Annotated in this window: 23 protein-coding genes; 15 read left to right on the top strand and 8 right to left on the bottom strand. The window is 36.3% G+C overall.

Going from position 1 to position 17,724, the window contains the following annotated elements; translation table 11 throughout:
* The first annotated feature begins 14 nt into the window (after nt 1-14).
* The 5 genes from F3G70_RS04910 (at nt 15) to F3G70_RS04890 (ending at nt 3,671) form a co-directional block, all read left to right on the top strand.
* Nucleotides 15-605, top strand: coding sequence for a hypothetical protein (locus F3G70_RS04910; RefSeq protein ID WP_149731587.1), 591 nt, complete (start codon nt 15-17; stop codon nt 603-605).
* Between the two features lie 97 nt (nt 606-702).
* Complete coding sequence (locus tag F3G70_RS04905) at nt 703-1,860, top strand: amidohydrolase family protein (RefSeq protein ID WP_149731586.1); 1,158 nt, start codon at nt 703-705, stop codon at nt 1,858-1,860.
* Nucleotides 1,861-1,886: 26 nt separating this feature from the next.
* Nucleotides 1,887-2,309, top strand: coding sequence for a universal stress protein (locus F3G70_RS04900; protein WP_149731585.1), 423 nt, complete (start codon nt 1,887-1,889; stop codon nt 2,307-2,309).
* 47 nt (nt 2,310-2,356) lie between these two features.
* Nucleotides 2,357-3,196: a CBS domain-containing protein gene (locus F3G70_RS04895; RefSeq protein ID WP_149731584.1), complete on the top strand. Its 840-nt coding sequence runs from the start codon at nt 2,357-2,359 to the stop codon at nt 3,194-3,196.
* A 10-nt stretch (nt 3,197-3,206) separates the two neighbouring features.
* On the top strand, nt 3,207-3,671 hold the full coding sequence (locus tag F3G70_RS04890) for a hypothetical protein (protein ID WP_149731583.1): 465 nt from the start codon (nt 3,207-3,209) through the stop codon (nt 3,669-3,671).
* Between the two features lie 225 nt (nt 3,672-3,896).
* Here the strand turns inward: F3G70_RS04890 and F3G70_RS04885 are convergent, their stop codons facing one another.
* From F3G70_RS04885 to F3G70_RS04875, 3 genes are read right to left on the bottom strand one after another with little or no spacing between them, the layout of a single operon-like run.
* Nucleotides 3,897-4,550, bottom strand: coding sequence for a TfuA-related McrA-glycine thioamidation protein (locus F3G70_RS04885; RefSeq protein ID WP_149731582.1), 654 nt, complete (start codon nt 4,548-4,550; stop codon nt 3,897-3,899).
* A 4-nt stretch (nt 4,551-4,554) separates the two neighbouring features.
* Entirely contained in the window at nt 4,555-5,760 is a 1,206-nt protein-coding gene (locus F3G70_RS04880) for a YcaO-related McrA-glycine thioamidation protein (RefSeq protein ID WP_149731581.1), read from the bottom strand.
* 1 nt (nt 5,761) lies between these two features.
* Nucleotides 5,762-6,406, bottom strand: a complete 645-nt coding sequence (locus F3G70_RS04875; protein WP_149731580.1) for a site-2 protease family protein — start codon at nt 6,404-6,406, stop codon at nt 5,762-5,764.
* A gap of 52 nt (nt 6,407-6,458) precedes the next feature.
* On the opposite strand from F3G70_RS04875, the gene F3G70_RS04870 reads away from it, so the two are divergent.
* Genes F3G70_RS04870 through F3G70_RS04860 form a run of 3 tightly spaced genes read left to right on the top strand, consistent with a single transcriptional unit; the run spans nt 6,459 to nt 8,253 of the window.
* Nucleotides 6,459-7,466: a M24 family metallopeptidase gene (locus tag F3G70_RS04870; protein WP_149731579.1), complete on the top strand. Its 1,008-nt coding sequence runs from the start codon at nt 6,459-6,461 to the stop codon at nt 7,464-7,466.
* 15 nt (nt 7,467-7,481) lie between these two features.
* Entirely contained in the window at nt 7,482-8,048 is a 567-nt protein-coding gene (locus F3G70_RS04865; protein ID WP_149731578.1) for a transglutaminase-like domain-containing protein, read from the top strand.
* 19 nt (nt 8,049-8,067) lie between these two features.
* The gene (locus F3G70_RS04860; protein ID WP_149731577.1) at nt 8,068-8,253 is read left to right on the top strand and encodes a hypothetical protein; all 186 of its coding nucleotides are present in this window, start codon (nt 8,068-8,070) and stop codon (nt 8,251-8,253) included.
* A gap of 211 nt (nt 8,254-8,464) precedes the next feature.
* Here F3G70_RS04860 and F3G70_RS04855 read toward each other — a convergent pair whose 3' ends face one another.
* Together F3G70_RS04855 and F3G70_RS04850 are read right to left on the bottom strand one after the other, a co-directional pair.
* Complete coding sequence (locus F3G70_RS04855) at nt 8,465-8,791, bottom strand: hypothetical protein (protein WP_149731576.1); 327 nt, start codon at nt 8,789-8,791, stop codon at nt 8,465-8,467.
* Between the two features lie 50 nt (nt 8,792-8,841).
* Nucleotides 8,842-10,185, bottom strand: a complete 1,344-nt coding sequence (locus tag F3G70_RS04850; protein ID WP_149731575.1) for a hypothetical protein — start codon at nt 10,183-10,185, stop codon at nt 8,842-8,844.
* A gap of 149 nt (nt 10,186-10,334) precedes the next feature.
* Between F3G70_RS04850 and F3G70_RS04845 the strand changes: the two genes are divergently transcribed.
* Both F3G70_RS04845 and F3G70_RS04840 read left to right on the top strand, forming a co-directional pair.
* Nucleotides 10,335-11,255: a type II secretion system F family protein gene (locus tag F3G70_RS04845; RefSeq protein ID WP_149731574.1), complete on the top strand. Its 921-nt coding sequence runs from the start codon at nt 10,335-10,337 to the stop codon at nt 11,253-11,255.
* Between the two features lie 104 nt (nt 11,256-11,359).
* The gene (locus F3G70_RS04840) at nt 11,360-11,542 is read left to right on the top strand and encodes a class III signal peptide-containing protein (RefSeq protein ID WP_149731573.1); all 183 of its coding nucleotides are present in this window, start codon (nt 11,360-11,362) and stop codon (nt 11,540-11,542) included.
* Here the strand turns inward: F3G70_RS04840 and F3G70_RS04835 are convergent.
* Both F3G70_RS04835 and F3G70_RS04830 read right to left on the bottom strand, forming a co-directional pair.
* Nucleotides 11,535-12,101, bottom strand: a complete 567-nt coding sequence (locus F3G70_RS04835; RefSeq protein WP_149731572.1) for a TMEM175 family protein — start codon at nt 12,099-12,101, stop codon at nt 11,535-11,537. The genes F3G70_RS04840 and F3G70_RS04835 overlap by 8 nt on opposite strands.
* A complete protein-coding gene (locus tag F3G70_RS04830; protein ID WP_149731571.1) occupies nt 12,091-12,663 on the bottom strand; it encodes a TMEM175 family protein in 573 nt (190 codons plus the stop codon). Before F3G70_RS04830 ends, F3G70_RS04835 begins: the two co-directional genes overlap by 11 nt.
* Nucleotides 12,664-12,714: 51 nt before the next feature.
* Between F3G70_RS04830 and F3G70_RS04825 the strand changes: the two genes are divergently transcribed.
* On the top strand, nt 12,715-14,130 hold the full coding sequence (locus F3G70_RS04825) for a lactaldehyde dehydrogenase (protein ID WP_149731570.1): 1,416 nt from the start codon (nt 12,715-12,717) through the stop codon (nt 14,128-14,130).
* Nucleotides 14,131-14,134: 4 nt separating this feature from the next.
* Here F3G70_RS04825 and F3G70_RS04820 read toward each other — a convergent pair whose 3' ends face one another.
* Nucleotides 14,135-14,857: a tRNA-binding protein gene (locus tag F3G70_RS04820; protein WP_149731569.1), complete on the bottom strand. Its 723-nt coding sequence runs from the start codon at nt 14,855-14,857 to the stop codon at nt 14,135-14,137.
* A 206-nt stretch (nt 14,858-15,063) separates the two neighbouring features.
* On the opposite strand from F3G70_RS04820, the gene F3G70_RS04815 reads away from it, so the two are divergent.
* The 4 genes from F3G70_RS04815 to F3G70_RS04800 all read left to right on the top strand — a co-directional run bounded on the left by F3G70_RS04815 (nt 15,064) and on the right by F3G70_RS04800 (nt 17,714).
* A complete protein-coding gene (locus F3G70_RS04815; protein WP_149731568.1) occupies nt 15,064-15,477 on the top strand; it encodes a PRC-barrel domain-containing protein in 414 nt (137 codons plus the stop codon).
* Between the two features lie 63 nt (nt 15,478-15,540).
* Nucleotides 15,541-16,305, top strand: a complete 765-nt coding sequence (locus tag F3G70_RS04810) for an aspartate dehydrogenase (protein WP_149731567.1) — start codon at nt 15,541-15,543, stop codon at nt 16,303-16,305.
* Nucleotides 16,306-17,019 carry a tRNA(His) guanylyltransferase Thg1 family protein gene (locus F3G70_RS04805; RefSeq protein WP_149731566.1) on the top strand — a complete coding sequence of 238 codons (714 nt, stop codon included), beginning with the start codon at nt 16,306-16,308 and terminating at the stop codon, nt 17,017-17,019.
* The gene (locus F3G70_RS04800) at nt 17,016-17,714 is read left to right on the top strand and encodes a Mov34/MPN/PAD-1 family protein (protein ID WP_149731565.1); all 699 of its coding nucleotides are present in this window, start codon (nt 17,016-17,018) and stop codon (nt 17,712-17,714) included. Before F3G70_RS04805 ends, F3G70_RS04800 begins: the two co-directional genes overlap by 4 nt.
* Nucleotides 17,715-17,724 lie beyond the last annotated feature (10 nt).

Here is a 17,724-nt window from a genome sequence, read left to right as displayed (position 1 = left end):
TTAATGTGATTATTATGAAAAGAAAAATAATGTTGGGAATATTTATTATTGCTATTATTTGTATTTCTTCTGGAGCATATGCAGTTTTATCTGAAAATGCAACTGTATCCAATGATGATACTACAAATATTGCAGATAATGATATTCAAATAAATACAGACAATTCTAAGTTAATACCTGTGCAAGATGATTCAATCAGCACTCAAATTGCACAGTCTGGTGTTATAAAAGAAGAGGCTAAAGATCTTGTATATATTGGTAAATATGCACATTACAATGTAGAAGATGGATTAGCTGATAGATATATTATATGTGTTGAATGTGGAGGTTTCGTAGCTATTGGTGAAGTTACAAATCCATTACCTGATGCAGCATTATGTCACCATTTCATGGGTTATCTTGGATCAGGTTACAAAGAAGGTAGTTATTCTCATGATGATGCTTACAATCTTTGGGAAATTTCAGGTTACAAAGTTTATGATGATGGAAGCAAAGTCCATGAAGATAATATTATCAATGAAGAGATAATTAAACAGTGTACCAATCCTGATGATGAAGTGCCATTAGTGGATTTAACTCCATGTGATGACAGCATAACATCATAAAAACTATAAACTGGTTTAAATTAATTTTTAAACCATTCATTTCTTTTTTTTAACACTCCATAAAATTTAAATATTTTCAATTAAAGACTTCTTTTTAATGTTCACTATAGCTAATGGAATTATTTTAAGGGGCTTGAATCTGGACCCGATTAAGGCAAATCTTGTTGTTGATGAGGGAATCATCACAGACATTTCCAAGGATGCTAAGGAAGGCAAAATCATTGATGCTGAAGGCTCAATTATAGCACCTTCATTTCTAAATGGTCATACTCATATCGGCGATTCCATAATCAAAGATGAAGGCTACGGGCTATCGTTAAGTGAAATGGTCAAGCCGCCAAACGGCGTTAAACATCGTGCCCTTGCATCAGCAGAAGATGAAGATATTATTGAAGCAATGAAAGCTTCAATGTGGGAAATGGTTGAATCAGGCACCACTCATTTCATTGATTACCGTGAAGGTGGTCTTAAAGGCATTAAATTATTAAAAAAAGCTTCCAAGGACATTCCAATAACGCCGATAATTCTCGGCCGTGATGATAGCTTTTATGGTGATGATCCGGATTTATCCAAGGTTAAAATAGCTATTCGAAAACTCCTGAAGGAAGCCGACGGCATAGCTCCAAGCGGTTTTGGTGAAATCACCGATGAAGTTGCCAATCTAATCACAAGAGAATGCGAGAAGGCAGGTAAGATTTCATCAATTCATGTTGCAGAATCCGAATCCAATCAAATCGATTCATTAAAGAAATTCAACAAGACAGAAATTGAAAGAGGAGTTAATTCCGGCTTCAATCAGCTTGTTCACTGCACAAATCCCAAAAACAACGATTTAAATTTAATCAATGACTCAGATTCAAATATCGTTGTCTGTCCGAGGGCTAATGCAACGTTGAATGTCGGTATCCCTCCGTTAAATGAAATGCTGAACATGAATATCAAACCTATTTTAGGAACTGATAATTTAATGCTTAACAGTCCAAATATACTCAGGGAACTGGAATTTACACTTAAATTAATGTCAATAATTTATAAAAACTATTTAAACCCATGTGAACTTCTTAAAATGGCAACAACCAATTCGATTAAATATAGTTTTACCAAATCATTCATTGAAATCGGTCAGAATGCGGAGATAAACGTCTTTAAACATTTTTCAAAAAATCCATATTTGAGCATAATTAACCGTTCAGAAACAAAAAATATATTATATACTATCAATATAGATTATACTAATAATATATTAGACATATAAAATTATATATTATTGGAGATGTAATTATGTACAAAAAGATTTTAGTTCCAACAGACGGGTCTGAATTTGCAAAAAAAGCCCAATTACATGCTTTATTTTTAGCTAAAGTAACTGGAGCTGAAATTATTGCATTAAGCGTATCTGAAAATCATTTTATCAATGGAATTTCCACCACTGATGAAGTAGAACAATTAAATCAAATATTAAATGATCGATGTAAAAGAGACTTAAAGGAATTTGAAGATATGAATGAAGAAGATATTAAAATAACTTCAATTATCAGGGAAGGTTCTCCTGCAAATTCTATTTTGGAGGTTGCTTCTGAGGAAAGTGTTGATTTGATTGTTGTTGGCAGTTCCGGTAAATCTGGTTTTGATAGATTTATTTTGGGAAGCGTTAGTGACAAAGTCGTTAATGCCGCTAAATGTCCTGTTTTAGTTGTACATTAATTTAATTATAATTTTTTCATATGATTATATGCATAAGGTGTATTTTTATGTTAGTAAAAAGAGTAATGTCTAAAAAAGTTGTTAGCGTATCCGTTCCGGGTAGCCGAGAAAAAGTTTTAGACTTGATGAGAAAAGAAAATAAAGCGGTTCTTCCGGTCGTTAAAGACGATACCAAACATTTGGTTGGCGTTGTGACCCGTTCAGATTTAATCAATAATCCTGATGAAGAACAAATCGCAATGTTGATGAGTAGAAATCTTATAGTCGCAAGTCCTGATGAGGACGTTAAGGATGTAGCTAAAAGAATGATTGAAAGTAATGTAAGAAGAATTCCTGTAGTCAATGATGATGGTGATTTAGTTGGAATTATTACTTCATTTGACCTGGTGTCTCAAGCTTTAACAAAACTCGATATTGATGACGCAGTTGAAAATTATATGATTACAACCGTTCCTACCACATGGGATAAGGCTCCTTTGAATGTTGCTTTTGAATCCATGAAACAGTTCGGCCTCAAGTCTATTTTGGCAATTGATGATGATGCCCAATTATCAGGAATCTTAACCGAGACTGATTTCATTGCCGAAAGTGAAATCATTTCCGAGAGAAGTGAACACAGTTCCACTGTCGGTACTGAAGGTGACAAATGGTCCTGGGACAGTACTTCCGTATTGTACATTGAGAAAAACCGTTTGAAATTCACCGATAAGGTTGTCGGCGATGTTGCTATCGGCAATGTTGAAGTAGCTAATTCTAAAACTAAAGTTTCCGATTGCGCTAAAAAAATGAAAACATTGAATATTGAGCAAATTCCGGTCATCGGTGTTGAAGGAGACCTTGTGGGTCTTGTAAGGGCCAGTGACTTAATTAAGGCTTTAGTTGAATAATTGTGATAGGATGGCAGTTAGTCCAGTATTAGTTGTTAAGATTGTTGATGACAGTTCTGTTGGTGTCAGGGCCCGATGGAGGGACGATTACGTTGAACATCATATCGTCCTGAATTCCGTTCTCGCTTACTGGTGGGCAAATGATCTGCCTCCGGTGGAGAAGTTCCTGGAATTATTTGAATCTGTCATTAAAAGGACTATTAATGAACTAACTCCTCATAAAATTTTAAATTTAAAATACGAAGTTAAAGCTGATGATAAATTAAGCGAAGCTTCCGAAATCGAAATCAATTTAATTGAAGTAGAAGCGGATGGCGTTGGATTTAAGATTGAAGGAAAACAGCTATCTTTAAAGGGACTTAGAAATTCAACAAAGGAATCCGGTGAAAAGACTCCTTTCAGTGAAAGTTTCGATAAGTCAATTGAAACTCCAGACATCGTTTTGAAAAAGTACAGGGAAATGCAAAACAGATAAGTCCATTTTCACTTTCAATTAATTTACTTATTTTTTGTCTCGTGATTGTTCGAGCATATTTATGATGTAATGATTAATTTAAATAATATTGTTGGAATCACTATCCATTTTAATCAATCGTTATTTTCACTAAATTAATTATGGTGGACAGCATATGATAAATCATTTGTCGACATATACATTCACCACATTAAATGAAGCATTTTCGAAAAAAATTTTTCGTGTTTACTCAATCAACTGGACGATGTATTCAAGAAGCGCTTTTGCATCTTCCTTTTTAATGTCTTTGGAAGTGCGTATAAAATCGATGAGTCGGGATTTCGTATCCCCGTCCAATGATGATTCGCTCAATGTCTGGGCATAGTTTCGTTTAGGATAAAAAGTGGATTTGGCAATCTGTATTAATTCGTCCCTTTGCTTTTGCGTTATGACATTCTCATCAACAGCATTTGAAAAGACGTAATCCATGTTAATTAATGGTTCGGATAGGCTTTCTAAAGTGGCGCTGTCAAGCATTACTGCAACGTCGTCATCTGATGCGACTTTTCCCGTTGCATACTGTTCATAAACGTATCCGATGCCTTTCATTCCAAGAGTATCGAGCTCGGATGCCCTTAAAGCGCCCATGCTGGATGATCCCACAACGGTTATGCCTCTGTCAATAACGTTAAGGATTTCCTTATGTCCCACTGATGAGTTCTGGTGAAAAACGCCGTCGATGATTCCTATAATGTCTGGGTTTTGCTTTAATGCCTGGCCCAAGTCTCCCCTTTTGATTGGCCTTTCATATATTACCTCAACATCGTCATGAGAGTCCAGAATCTCTTTGGATTCATCAAAGGAAAGCGATAATCCACCATATATTATAATCTTAACCATAGAATCATACTCTTAAAAACCTGTATCCTGCACGGCTCGGATCAATTGAAAAAACTTCCATTGTAGGAATAACGACCCTCACGACATTTACATTAAGTTCGGGACGGGTCAGGTCGTAATATAGGACATGCTCTATTTCATTTGCCTTCAGCTCATCCAAAACGATATCGATGTCTTTTGTGATTGAATCCGTGCTTCTGTTTTCGATATCGCTTAAGCTGATTTTAACGTCTTCCTCCTGGAAGTAATGCTTATTGATACGTTTCATGCGCTCATAACCTGCGGTTCTTGCAAAATCTGCCCTGACAGTATCTTCACGAGCCCCATGAATTTGGGTTGCCCTGCTTTGCGCCACTTCAGTCAATGCGCGCAGAATTGCCACTTCAGGATCAAGATGCGTTCCAATTCCAAGTGTCAAAAGCCCAGCATCCTTCAATAGTGTATCGTCGGCGGATGCTGCTATCGTTGGAACGTTAATGTCTGCGGTTAAATCCATTAACTTGATGTTTATTTCATTTTCGCTGAATTTTGAAAGCGCCTCATTAACAGTTTCACTTTCAATGCTTTTTAAATCAATCTGTTTTGAATTCTTGTGGGTCAGCTCGAAGATGCTCCACGCATCCCTTTCAATGACTTCAAAGATTCCATGCAAAATGGCTTCCTCAAGGCTGTTTCCTGAAGCAAGACCGTTTGTATTGGATTTAAATAAGCTGAAGACTGAATTGTCCTCATTAACGTAGGGATGATAAATCGCATTGGAGGCAACGTAATAGTCTTTTCCGCTTATCAAATCATGTGCAATATTCCATTCAAGATTGATGCTTTCCATATTTGACTTGTTGAAGTCTTTGGGCAGGTTTAAAGATTCAATATCAATAATATCGCCCTTACTGGAAATCTCAGGTATTGTTCCAGTAACTGTATTTTCATCCTGCTTTTCGGCGGAATATCTCTCAAAGCCTTCCATCATTGCTGATGCCTTTGCATGTTCCACGCTTATTCCCTTGCCCCCATAAACACTAATTGATCCGTCCTGTGATGTTGGGCGGATGGCTGAAAAAACAGGCAGTCCGATTCTGTCCAAATGTGTAATTTCGGTAATCCTCGTAATGCCTGCTATTTTGCATTTGTCCTCATTATTTTCAATTGTCTGGCTTGGAGGAATAATTCTGTGGGTTCCTTTAAAATATTTGATTTCCTTTGATGTCATATTAATATCCTAAAATCATTCTAACTAAGTTTTCAGCGCCTATTGTCATTGACAGATAAGTCATGATTCCTGCAATTCCTATTGTAACAATCCATACCAGCACGTTCCATCTAAGCACCTTGGATCCGTCCAGATTCCAAACTGGAATCATGTTGAAAACGGCCAGATAGCTGTTTGTTGAATAACCAAGGTAACATACCATGAACACGAACTGCATTGTAGTGTTATAATGGGCAGCGTCATAAATTACCACTCCGATTGCTAAAAATACCAGTGCAAGGACAATGTTAACGACAGGTCCGGCAATGGAGATTACTCCATTGGTCTTTTCATCCAGATATGATCCTGCATAGGTATAAACGGCACCTGGTGCCGCAAAGACGAATCCGAAAAATGATGAAACCAGTGCCAGTATCAGTCCTGCAGGCCATAATTTGAATTCAGCCCAATAGCCGTAATGCATTGAAGCGAATTTATGGCCCAGTTCGTGCAATACGAAACCTAAGCCTAATCCAATCATGACGACAGGAAATATCTGCTGTAAAGCAGCCATATTTCGGCCGGAATACAGTATTGAAAAACTCAGTGAAATAAAAATGAATGCAATTATCAAATCTCTTATTTCGCTTGCTGTAAATTTAAACATGGTTTTTAAATATCTAATTCTATATATAAAAGTTTTTTCTAAATATTTAATTATGCACATAGAAAACATTTTAAAAGATTTGAAAAAAGACGATAATCAAGCTTATTTATTAACACAATTTACAAATATCAAATACATTTCAAATTACATGCCAACCAGTTTCGCTTTTTGCATTATAAAGGAAAATCCAATTATTTATGCTTCCAGTATGGATATGGAAATAGCAAAGAGGGATTCGACAATAGAAATAAAGCAATATGATAAATTTGAAACCATGATTAATGACCTCAAAGAGGATGGCATTAAAAATCTGGCAATCGAGCCGAGTCTTGTCTACAGCACTTACGAAAAGCTCAGGGACGATTTTAAAATCGAATCAAAAAAGTACATTGAAAAGGAAAGGATGATTAAAGAACCTGACGAAATCAGAAACATTGAAAAGGCAACAGAAATCGCTCAAACCGCCTTTAAACAATTGGATATAACTTCAAGAAGTGAAACGGAAGATGTTCTCGCCTTTGATTTGGTTAAATTAATGATTGAAAACGGCGCTTCAGGAGCATCCTTCGACACGATACTCGTGAGCGGATCCGATACGAGCCTTCCCCATGCAGTGCCGCAACCTAAAGAATTGGAAACTCCGATACTGATTGATTGGGGAGCAAAATACAACGGCTATTGCTCTGACAATACAAGAACGATTGTCTATACTGAAAAGGAACATGAAATTTTCGATATCGTTAAGGAATCTCATGACAAGGCCATTAACGCAATAAAGCCTGGCCTCAAGTGCTGTGAAATAGATAAGATTTCAAGAGATATCATTGAAGAATATGGCTACGGCGATAGGTTTATCCACTCAACAGGCCACAGTTTAGGTCTTGACATTCATGAAACTCCAGGATTTTCTCTTAAGGATGATACCGTAATCGAGGAAGGAATGGTCATTACTGTAGAGCCCGGAATCTATCTGGAAGGCGAATTCGGAGTTAGGCTGGAAGATACGATAGCTGTTGAAAAAAGAGGTAGAATAATCGGTGATTTACCGTTAATATTATGAATTTAGGTGATGTTTATGAATGAATTTTTAAGTGAAACTCCAAGCATTGATTATAATAATTCTATTATTCAGGAAAAGGTTCAGGAATTAAAGAACTGCTCAAGCGACGATGCGGACTACATCAAAAGAAGCTATATCTTTGTCAGGGATGAGATTCCACATTCATGGGACATTGGGGTAGATGTGGTTTCAAAAAACGCCAGCGAGGCTTTAATAAATAAAACTGGGATTTGCTGGACAAAATCATGTCTTCTTGCAGCGCTTCTAAGGGCAAATCAGATTCCCTCAGGCATTAGCTATCAGTTGCTTACATTGGCGGAGGATGACAGTCAGGGCCATATGATTCATGCATTAAATACGGTTTATTTTGAAGGCAAATGGATCAGGATTGACGCTCGAAGAAATAACGAAAATTCAGATGTTGAATTTAGTCTGGATAAAGATTATCTGATTTTTGAGCCTAGAAGTGAATTCGGAGAAATCGATTATATGGATAATAATGCTGATTTGGATGAAAGGCTAGTGGATATTCTTGCAAAAACAGAGAGCTTATTTGAAATCCCGACAGATTTAAAGTTTTGATTTAAAAAAGGGAGAAAAAATGAAAATTATCGATGCTTTAAAAACCTATTTGACGGACTGGAAAAATCTCTTAACGCATGGTATTGTGGGCGTAATCCTTCTTTACTGCTTGCTTTTTGCTCCGGTGGCCTGGTACTGGAGAGTTACTTTGTTTATAATCGTAATTGTTTTTAATGTTGCTCGGATGAAATACTCCAAAAAGTAAACATTACTGAGTTTTTAGAATATTTCCTTTAAATGAGTAAAATTTAGTTAGAACCTCCATATGTCACCGAACATGCTAATTGATTTGTGAAAGAATACATTAAATAATAAAAGAACTTGGTGAAAAAACAATGAAGTAATTTAAGAAGTAGTGATTTAACGGATTAATATTTTAATTTAAAAAAAAGAGAAATGAGTTGAGAATATTAATCTCAACTTTCAACGGTAATTTTATTTGCAACGTTTGTTTCATTATAACTTGAAGTTATGATATACTCGCCAGGCATTAGGTTAATGTTTAACTTGGCCTGACCGGAACTGTCAGTTACTTTATTGTAGAACATGCCATTAACATTGAACGTAACAGTTTGATTTGCATAAGCTTTGCCCTGACCATCAAGCAACGTGGCAACAAATTGGTCTTTTGCACCGTACTTTTTGGTCAGATTCTCAGCAGTCAATACAGGCAATACCTTAATGTTGTTGGACACTCTGCAGTCATTGTATTCGGCGGTTATGATATACTCGCCCGGCTGCAAGTTAATGTTTAACTTAGCAATACCTGATTCATTGGTTGTTCTTTCATAGATTACGCCATTGAGTTGAATTTAACTGTTTTGCCCGCACCGACAGGATTGCCGTTTTCACCTAACACTTTAACAGTGTATTGTGAAGCATTTCTGTAGTATTTGGTAATGTCCTTGTTTTCTGTAAGTAAAGACAATACAGTAATGTTATTTGCTGTGTTTTCTCCGGTTTCAGGGTTTATTGCAGTGATTATGTATTCACCTTCTTCTAGGTTAATGTTTAATTTTGCCTGACCTTTTCCGCCAGATACTTTACGGTCATACATCACGCCATTGATGTTGAATCTAACAGCAGTACCGTCAGCCAAGAAGTTGCCTTGACTGTCAAGGAAGGTAGCATAGTAGTGAGTTCCGTTTCTGTACATTTTTACAATATCGCTACCATTAACAGTTGATAAAATAGTTACGACAGAATTTACAGTATTGTTTTCAACAACAACAGTAACGCCATATTCACCACTATTCAAATTAAGAGGAATGCTGGTAGCACCATTACCCCCCGTAACACGAGTATAAGTCATGCCATTTATAATAATATTAACAGATATGCCCGCAATATGAATGCCATAAGTGCTGCTAACAGTAACAACAAACCTTTGAAGCCCATGATAATACTTAGTTACATTGTCTGCAAGAATAATTATGTCGGATTTTGGCATAACTTCAATCTTTACTGTAGTAGAAGTAGGATTATATGTTTCATCATCGACAGTGGCATTTACAAAATAACTGCCTTCAGTACTGGCAGAGAATTCTGAAATTAAACCAACATCACCTTCTGTTTCAGTTAAAGTACCATTGCTTGATAATTTAACATTTCTTTTAGGCAATAAATTAGTTGCATCAGTATTTGTACCATTCCAAACAAATTTAGTTGTAATATTGGATTTTTCACTAGTAAAAATTTCACTAGGCTCAGCAGTCACATTTAAAACAGCATAAACGGATAGCACATAACTTCCATTAATTAGATTAACCCAATTAGGATTGTTTGAACTCCACCAGTTATAATTTAAATTAGGGTTACCAGTATATATGTAAATTTCAGAGCCTGTAGGCGCAATATTATTAACTAAAGCACAGTTATTCGGACTAGCAGCATCATTGAAGTATATTGCACCGCCATTTGTAGTGGCATTGTTATTTATAAAATTACTGTCGGAAATAGTACCATTAGCACCGAACCAGTAGATTGCACCGCCATCAGATTCTGCAGTATTGTTGATGAAGTTACAGCTGTTTTCTGTTCCATTTGTTCCTTCCCAATAGATTGCGCCGCCGTCGGTTGCTGTGTTGTTTATGAAGTTGGAGTTGTTTATTATTATTTGTTTTAGTATTTCATGCAAATTCCTTCATATATTAATTATGATGTTCGCTGACATGTGGTTCCCAAGCAGATTTTCAATACTCATTAAAGGAAATATTCTAAAAACTCGATAAAATTGATTTAACTCATAAGTAGGGTTTTATATAGTATGAAACCAATAATAACTCTATGAAATTAAAAAGCATTATCATATTATCAAAAGTATTGGAAAATAAAATTCCTGAAAAGTATTTATTATCATTTGAAGAATTTTTACTTCGAGGTTCAATTTTTATAAACCCCTTGGAATTTTTAGTCGGATTAATAATTTTTATTCTAGTTACTGAAATTATTCTAGTAAGTCTCTCATTTCTCTTGAACTTGCCGTCTTCAATATTGTTTGTCCCCTTTTTGGTTTTTCCTGGACTTTACACATACGTTTCATTAAAATCCGAAAAAAATGCTGCCGAAATCGAAAAATCAGCACCGGATTTCCTAAGACAGCTTTCAAGCATGCTGAAGGTCGGTCTCAGCTTTGAAAACGCAATGGAAGACATGTCCAAATATGGTCAGGGGCCCCTATACGATGAAATGCGAAGGACAATTTTGGAAATTCGCATGGGAAGGAATTTTGATGAGGCGTGGATAGCAATGAGCAAGCGGTTAAAGTCAAGGGAGCTTGAAAGGATTTTCATAATCATACTTGACGGCCGTAAAAGCGGATCAAGCATGGCTGACGTCATAATGAACGTGTCAAATGATTTAAGGGATTTGCTTGCAATCAAGCAGGAGAGGAAATCCTCCGTCATGATGGCTGTAATGTTTCTGATAATATCGGCGGTCATTGCAACGCCTTTTGCATTGGGAATGGTGAGCGTCTATTCACAGTTCATGCAGAGTTTCGGCCAGGTAACGAATCTGGTATTGGTTGCGCCTCTTGCAGGTCAGTTCTATTTGCTGATTCATTCGTTCCTCATCGGGCTGATAATAAGCGTTATAATGTACGGCAGCTATAAAAAGGGAATCAAGTTCTCGGTTCCGATTTTATGCGTTTCATATGGGATATTTTATTTTATTTCAAACTTTGCAGGCGCACTTCTGATGGGTTAGATTCTACTCTCGGGGCAATATTGACCTTAGAATGTGAAATTGACCTCAGAAGCAACAAAAAACTTATATGATCTAGTGTTTATAATAATAGGCGGTGATAAAATATGGATGAAAGTGGTCAAGCATCAGCAGAATTTATTTTACTCTTTGGAGGAATTATTGTCGTTGTTTTATTGGCAGTTTTCATGTATAGAAATTACGTTAATGACTTAAGCGGAGAAATAAAATCCAAAGAAGTCAGCAAATTCAATGAAAAATTGGGAGAAATTTCCGATTTGTTTACATGAACTGTATTTTTGAAACAATCCAGAGAACAGGAATTGAAATCAGACAGCATATGGAGATTGCAGGTGGGTAGAAGAAATAACCGATAATGTAGCCTATTGCCATTAATATTATCGTTGAGTATATAGGTTTATTGCTTCTTAGGGCTACCTGAAGAGCAATATTTCCTTTATCTGAATTTTTAAGGGCATGAGCAATTAATATGGATATGATTGCTGTTAATAAAAAGTCCAAGCCATAAAACGCATGAGCAACAAATGAATAAAAGTTTTCGGCAACGAATATTGTCAAATAGGGAAGAAATGACAATATGAATAATGAAAGTCCCATTGACCAGATAATCTTGTCATCAACCTTATTTACAATGCTGAATAAGTTATTGTTGTAATTCCAAAAATTAAAGATAACTAAAAAGCTTAAAGCATAAATGATGAAGTCCATGCGCACTTCCCATAATGATTGCCATGTTCCGAATTCAGCCATTGGAATTTCCAAAACGATAATAGTTAATATTATTGCTAAAATAGCATCAATTAATGCTTCAAATCTTTCAGTTTCCATGGGTAATCCTCCATCCGATGAATATCCATATTATAATAGCTATCAAACATGAAAAGTATATTCCGGGAACATAAATCGTATAGGTTAGAACAAATCCGATTAAAATGATTATTATTGGTAATATTTGCCATATTAAACTGCAGTCGCATTCTTCGAGGTATTCATTATATGGATTGCTTCTGTGCACTGCCTTGATTGATAGGATATGCAGGATATTGGTGATTACGAATATCAGTCCAAACATTGTCTCGGCAGGAATTGAATAGACGTTTCTTGCAATCCACATCGTAAAATAGGGAATCAGTGAAATAAAAAAGGTCATGGCTCCACATATCCAAACCACTGTATTGTCAATTTCATCTATTTTCTGGAATAGGTTATGGTTATTGTACCAAACGTTGAAAATTATTAGAAAACTGATAAAATAAGCCAGATAAGAAACTCTCATATCCCAAACGGCAGATAAGGTGGGCTCTGCAGGCTGGGATATCTTTAAAATTAATACTGTTATTACAATTGCAAGTATCGCATCAAGAAAGGTTTCAAATCTGTTTGTTTGCATGTATGAATATTTTTATTAAAAGCAATATAAATAATTAAATAAGGTGATAAGATGGAAATGTTGATTAACGGTGAACACGTAAGCGATATGGACACAAGTGATGTCATAAACCCCTATACTGGTGAAGTAATTGATACAGTGCCTATTTCTCATTTGAATAATGTTGATAATGCAATTGAAGCTGCAAATAATGCAAAAGCGTCACTGCAGGAAATGTCTGCTTTTAAAATATCCAACAAACTTTTTAATGTAGTTGAAAAGTTAAAGGAAAACCGTGAGGATTTTGCCCTGCTATTGACGAAAGAGATTGGAAAGCCAATCAGTGAATCTTATGTTGAGTTGGACCGGTCAATAGAAACATTAAAGCTTGCAGCGGAGGAAGCTAAAAGAATTTATGGTGAAAGTGTACCATTGGATGCCGGTTTGAACGGAAAGGGCTTTTTTGCCTTTACGCAGAAACTCCCTTTAGGTGTCGTGGCAGCAATAACTCCATTCAATTATCCTTTAAACCTAACCATTCACAAGATTGCGCCTGCAATCGCTGCCAAAAACACGGTCATCATTAAGCCTCCGACTGACGCACCGTTAACAGTAATGAAATTTGCAGAACTGGTAAATGAGGAGTTCCCAGCAGGTGTAATCAATACGATAACGGGATATGGCTCAGAAGTCGGTGATGCTTTAGTTGCATCCGAAAAAATCGATAAGATAACTTTTACCGGAAGCGTAACGACAGGTCTTGTAATTTCCCAAAGGGCAGGAATGAAAAAGGTAACGCTGGAACTCGGTGGAAATGACCCTTTAATTGTTTTGGATGATGCGGATGTTGATGCGGCCGTTAAGGGAGTAATCAACGGCGCTTATCTAAATGCGGGTCAGGTATGCATGGGTGTCAAGAGAATCATTGTACAGGAAGGCATATATGAGGAATTTAAAAATAAACTTGTTGAGGAAACGTCCAAAATCAAAATGGGCGATCCGATGGATAAAACAACGCAGCTTGGAACGTTAATCAGCGAAAAGGCAGCTAAACAAGTTGAAGAAACAGTTAACAATGCAGTTAAGGGTGGTGCAGAGATATTAATTGGTGGAAAAAGGGATAATGCATTCTATGAAGCGACAGTCATTGATAATGTCACACCGGAAATGGATCTGGTTGTTAATGAAACTTTCGGTCCTGTAGCTCCATTAATTAAAGTTAAAACAGTTGAAGAAGCCATTCAGATAGCCAATGCAACAGAATACGGTCTTCAATCAGGAGTGTTTACGCAAAACTATAGAAATGCATTAAGATGCGCTAATGAAATAGAATCCGGAACGGTATTTATCAATAAACAGTCAACATTCAGAACCGACAACATGCCATTCGGCGGATTTAAAAACAGTGGCTGCGGAAAAGAAGGAATAAAATATGCAGTTGAAGAAATGACTCGAACAAAATTAATAGGATTGAATTTGAGAAGTTAGAAGCTTATTCGAGGTAAGCTTCAACTAAATTACGGGTTTCATTTAAGGATTCCATAGGAATTCCCTTTGGCATCTGTCCAAGCTCCCCGTCAACTTCCTTTAAAATGCTTCCGCCCATTCCCAAAAACATTCCTTCGCTGACGGTATCCATGAATGTCTGCGGAGGCAGCAGTGAAACTCCAACATGATAGCCTTCTTTAACGTTTAAATCATTGGTAACGACGGTTATTGCACGTTTGCCAAGGTTAACGTTACAAATCATTAATGAATCGGCTTTAGGGTGTTTTGTAACGCTCATTATTTCCCCAACCCTGATGTCAATTCCAATAATGGGGTCATTGATGGGACCTAGTGCCAGACGGTCTTTAAGGCCCAAAACAGTATCAATGAAAAATCTCACTTTAGCAATGTTTTCGGTGGTTTTTTCACGGTCTTCTTTAGGTGCTGCATTTAGGAAGCTTTTGGTCCATCCTTCACCGCCCAGGCATTCAACAATCGTTTCGGCTTTCTCGGTTAGGCTGGCAACGTCAGGTGAGTTAACAAGATCGTCTCCTTCAAGATAGCAATAGAGTAATGATTGAAAATCACTGTTCATTTGTTTTCCTGTTTCAATTGCAAGTTTTTTGTTCCAGTTTCCCCTGAATGAGGCGGTTGGAATCAGATTCAAATAGTTTTCTCTTGCCTTATTCGCTACTAAAATTCTATAATCTTTAGTTGTATCCCACAATTTTTAATCTCCTTTTCAATATGCTTACTATAATTTTTGCTCAAAGTTTATTAAGTAATTTTTTATTAATTATTACTTTTTTGCCTAAATTTTTCTATTTTAGCTATTTTCAATTAAAAATAATGTTATTAATCACAAACTATTTATATAAACAAATAATATACAATTATACATATTATTTAGTTAAACTACTTTGTGGTGTTAAAATGGTAGAAGTTTCAAATTTACGTAATTTAAGTATATACACAAACACAGGACATTATGTCGGTCAAGTTGAAGACATCGTTTTAAATATAAGATTAGGAACTATTTCAAAATTACAAGTAAGAGCTGTTGAGCCTGAAAGAAAACAAGTTGGGCTTTTAGATAACATTAAAGGTGCTTTCCAAGGAGTTCCTGAAGAAAATATTGGTACAAGAGCTTACAAAAATGATTTATTGACTGTTGACTTTGATAAGGTACAGGCTATTGCGGACATTATGTTAATCAACCCAAGGGATATTAAAAAAGTCAACCCTGAACCTCCAGCTCCTGAAGTTGTTGCTCCACGCCAAGCTCCTCAACAATCTCAAATACCTGAAACTCAACCACAATTTGAAAACAAACCTAATTTTGACTGAAAGATTTAAATTTAATCTTTCAACTATTTTTTTATTATTCAATATTTTTTTAATGTGATTTTAATGAATGTAGGAATTATAGGATGCGGAGCTATCGCTAACATTATTGCAAGCAGAATAGTTCCTGAAAATAATGGAATTAAAATTAAATACTTTTTCGATAAGGATATTGAAAGGGCTGAAAACTTAGCATCTTTTGCTGGTGGCGTAGCCGTAATTGACCTTGATGACATGCTGAATGATGTTGATTTGGTCGTTGAATGCGCTTCACCGGCTTCAGTAAAATCATTGGCTCCTGTCATTTTAGAAAAGGGAATTGACATGATTGTAATGAGCATCGGTGCATTCATGGATCGTGACTTTTACGTTGAAATGGAAAATTTGGCCCGTGAAAACAATGCCCACATTCACCTGCCTTCAGGCGCCATTGTAGGTTTGGACGGCATTAAGGCCGTTGCAGACTTTGGTCTAAAGGAAATAACTCTTGTTACCCGCAAATCCCCTAGATCATTAGGAAAAGATATAGATACTGAAGAAGTTTTATTTGAAGGAAAAGCTTCTCAGGCCGTTAAGGAATTCCCGTTAAACATTAATGTGGCCGCAACTATCAGTCTTGCCTGTTCTCGCGATATTGATGTTAAAATCATCGTCGATCCTAAAGTCGACCGCAATGTTCACGAAATTACTGCAAGAGGAGACTTCGGCGAGTTCAAGACAACCACAATGAATCATCCTTGCGCCGCAAATCCGAAAACCAGTATGCTGGCTGCAATTTCTGCAATAAAATTGCTTAAAAGTTTCAATGACACAATAACTGTAGGATTATAAATGAAAGAATATGAAGTTTATTCTGATTTGAGGGTTCCTGTTAACTCTAAAATCATTGTCAGATTGGACGGAAGGAGTTTCCATTCATTTGCCCGAAGCATGGGGCTTACAAAGCCCTATGACGATAATTTTTATAAGGTAATCGTTAATGTCTGCAGGGATTTGTTTGAAGAGTTTTCTCCAATCTTCATTTATACATTTTCAGATGAAATCAGCATCCTTTTAGACAAGATACCATTTAACGGACGAATTGAAAAGATCAACTCAGTAATGGCCAGTTTTACCTCATCATCATTTACAATTAACTATAATCGTGAATTTCCAAAGCCCGTTGCCTTTGATTCAAGAATAATTCCAATCAATGACGATGATGTTTATGATTACTTCAAGTGGAGACAGGATGAAGCATGGAGAAACTGCATAAACGGCTATGGAATACATTTTTTAAAGTCCAAATATTCATCAGACATAGCTAATGAAAAGATTAACGGATTGAACCTGTCCGATATTCATGAAATGTTATTCCAAAACGGAATTAACCTTAATGACGTTGAAACGTGGAAAAAGCGCGGAATAGGTGTTTACAGAAAAAACAAAAAAGTTGTTGGCTTCAATAAAAAGGAATCAAAGGAACAGGTTTCCTATCGCAGCTACATTCATGTGGACTGTGAGCTTCCAATTTTTTCAAAAAAGTTTTTCGGAGGTTTATTATGAGTTTTTTATCAAGAATATTCAGCAGTGACGAAGAGGAGTACGAAGAGGTTTGCGTGGATGAAGAGGTTTTAAATGCAGTCATCTATTTTGCAAAAAAATCTTATCCGAATGAATTTCTGGCATTTTTTGATGGTGAAATCAAGGATAAAAAGCTTTATTTAACCAGTCTCATATTCATTCCCGGCGAAACGGGCACTACAGGTGCTGTTCTTCGAACGGACTTGTTTCCTCCAACCATCAAATATTGGGGATCCGTTCACTCACATCCCGGACCGAGCGCACAGCCTTCCGGTGCCGATTTGAAGACATTTTCCAAATACGGCGTTTTTCACATGATAGTGTGCCTGCCATATAGCTATGAAACCTTCAAGGCATATGACAAATACGGCAATCCGTGCAAATACACTGTAGGTGATTACAGCGACATGTTTGATTATGAGGAAGATGATTTCTTTGACGAAAGCGATGTTTTAAAGGAAGGTGAAGTTATAAAGCCTGGCTTTTTTGATGAGGATGCAAACTTCGATGACACCCCGAACACAGCCTATGAGGAATATGAAATGCGTCAAAGACAGCAAGATGCCATTAAGATTATCTCAAATACATCTCAGGAGCCGATTATACTTTCCAAAGGCAGTGTATTAAAAATAGAGCTGGACGAAAACGGTAATATAAAAAAGATTCACAGAAAATAGCTTTTTTTGA

Source organism: Methanobrevibacter millerae, from assembly GCF_900103415.1.
In the GTDB taxonomy this organism is placed as follows: Archaea; Methanobacteriota; Methanobacteria; order Methanobacteriales; family Methanobacteriaceae; genus Methanocatella; species Methanocatella millerae.
The sequence above is the reverse complement of the archived record's forward strand: the minus strand, read 5'-3'. Positions and strand labels throughout refer to the sequence as shown.

What these genes read in the sequence shown, in the direction of transcription:
- F3G70_RS04910 (WP_149731587.1), top strand. Translation starts at nt 15, where the DNA reads ATGAAAAGAAAAATAATGTTGGGAATATTTATTATTGCTATTATTTGT.
- F3G70_RS04905 (WP_149731586.1), top strand. Translation starts at nt 703, where the DNA reads ATGTTCACTATAGCTAATGGAATTATTTTAAGGGGCTTGAATCTGGAC.
- F3G70_RS04900 (WP_149731585.1), top strand. Translation starts at nt 1,887, where the DNA reads ATGTACAAAAAGATTTTAGTTCCAACAGACGGGTCTGAATTTGCAAAA.
- F3G70_RS04895 (WP_149731584.1), top strand. Translation starts at nt 2,357, where the DNA reads ATGTTAGTAAAAAGAGTAATGTCTAAAAAAGTTGTTAGCGTATCCGTT.
- F3G70_RS04890 (WP_149731583.1), top strand. Translation starts at nt 3,207, where the DNA reads ATGGCAGTTAGTCCAGTATTAGTTGTTAAGATTGTTGATGACAGTTCT.
- F3G70_RS04885 (WP_149731582.1), bottom strand. Translation starts at nt 4,550, where the DNA reads ATGGTTAAGATTATAATATATGGTGGATTATCGCTTTCCTTTGATGAA.
- F3G70_RS04880 (WP_149731581.1), bottom strand. Translation starts at nt 5,760, where the DNA reads ATGACATCAAAGGAAATCAAATATTTTAAAGGAACCCACAGAATTATT.
- F3G70_RS04875 (WP_149731580.1), bottom strand. Translation starts at nt 6,406, where the DNA reads ATGTTTAAATTTACAGCAAGCGAAATAAGAGATTTGATAATTGCATTC.
- F3G70_RS04870 (WP_149731579.1), top strand. Translation starts at nt 6,459, where the DNA reads ATGCACATAGAAAACATTTTAAAAGATTTGAAAAAAGACGATAATCAA.
- F3G70_RS04865 (WP_149731578.1), top strand. Translation starts at nt 7,482, where the DNA reads ATGAATGAATTTTTAAGTGAAACTCCAAGCATTGATTATAATAATTCT.
- F3G70_RS04860 (WP_149731577.1), top strand. Translation starts at nt 8,068, where the DNA reads ATGAAAATTATCGATGCTTTAAAAACCTATTTGACGGACTGGAAAAAT.
- F3G70_RS04845 (WP_149731574.1), top strand. Translation starts at nt 10,335, where the DNA reads ATGAAATTAAAAAGCATTATCATATTATCAAAAGTATTGGAAAATAAA.
- F3G70_RS04840 (WP_149731573.1), top strand. Translation starts at nt 11,360, where the DNA reads ATGGATGAAAGTGGTCAAGCATCAGCAGAATTTATTTTACTCTTTGGA.
- F3G70_RS04835 (WP_149731572.1), bottom strand. Translation starts at nt 12,101, where the DNA reads ATGGAAACTGAAAGATTTGAAGCATTAATTGATGCTATTTTAGCAATA.
- F3G70_RS04830 (WP_149731571.1), bottom strand. Translation starts at nt 12,663, where the DNA reads ATGCAAACAAACAGATTTGAAACCTTTCTTGATGCGATACTTGCAATT.
- F3G70_RS04825 (WP_149731570.1), top strand. Translation starts at nt 12,715, where the DNA reads ATGGAAATGTTGATTAACGGTGAACACGTAAGCGATATGGACACAAGT.
- F3G70_RS04815 (WP_149731568.1), top strand. Translation starts at nt 15,064, where the DNA reads ATGGTAGAAGTTTCAAATTTACGTAATTTAAGTATATACACAAACACA.
- F3G70_RS04810 (WP_149731567.1), top strand. Translation starts at nt 15,541, where the DNA reads ATGAATGTAGGAATTATAGGATGCGGAGCTATCGCTAACATTATTGCA.
- F3G70_RS04805 (WP_149731566.1), top strand. Translation starts at nt 16,306, where the DNA reads ATGAAAGAATATGAAGTTTATTCTGATTTGAGGGTTCCTGTTAACTCT.
- F3G70_RS04800 (WP_149731565.1), top strand. Translation starts at nt 17,016, where the DNA reads ATGAGTTTTTTATCAAGAATATTCAGCAGTGACGAAGAGGAGTACGAA.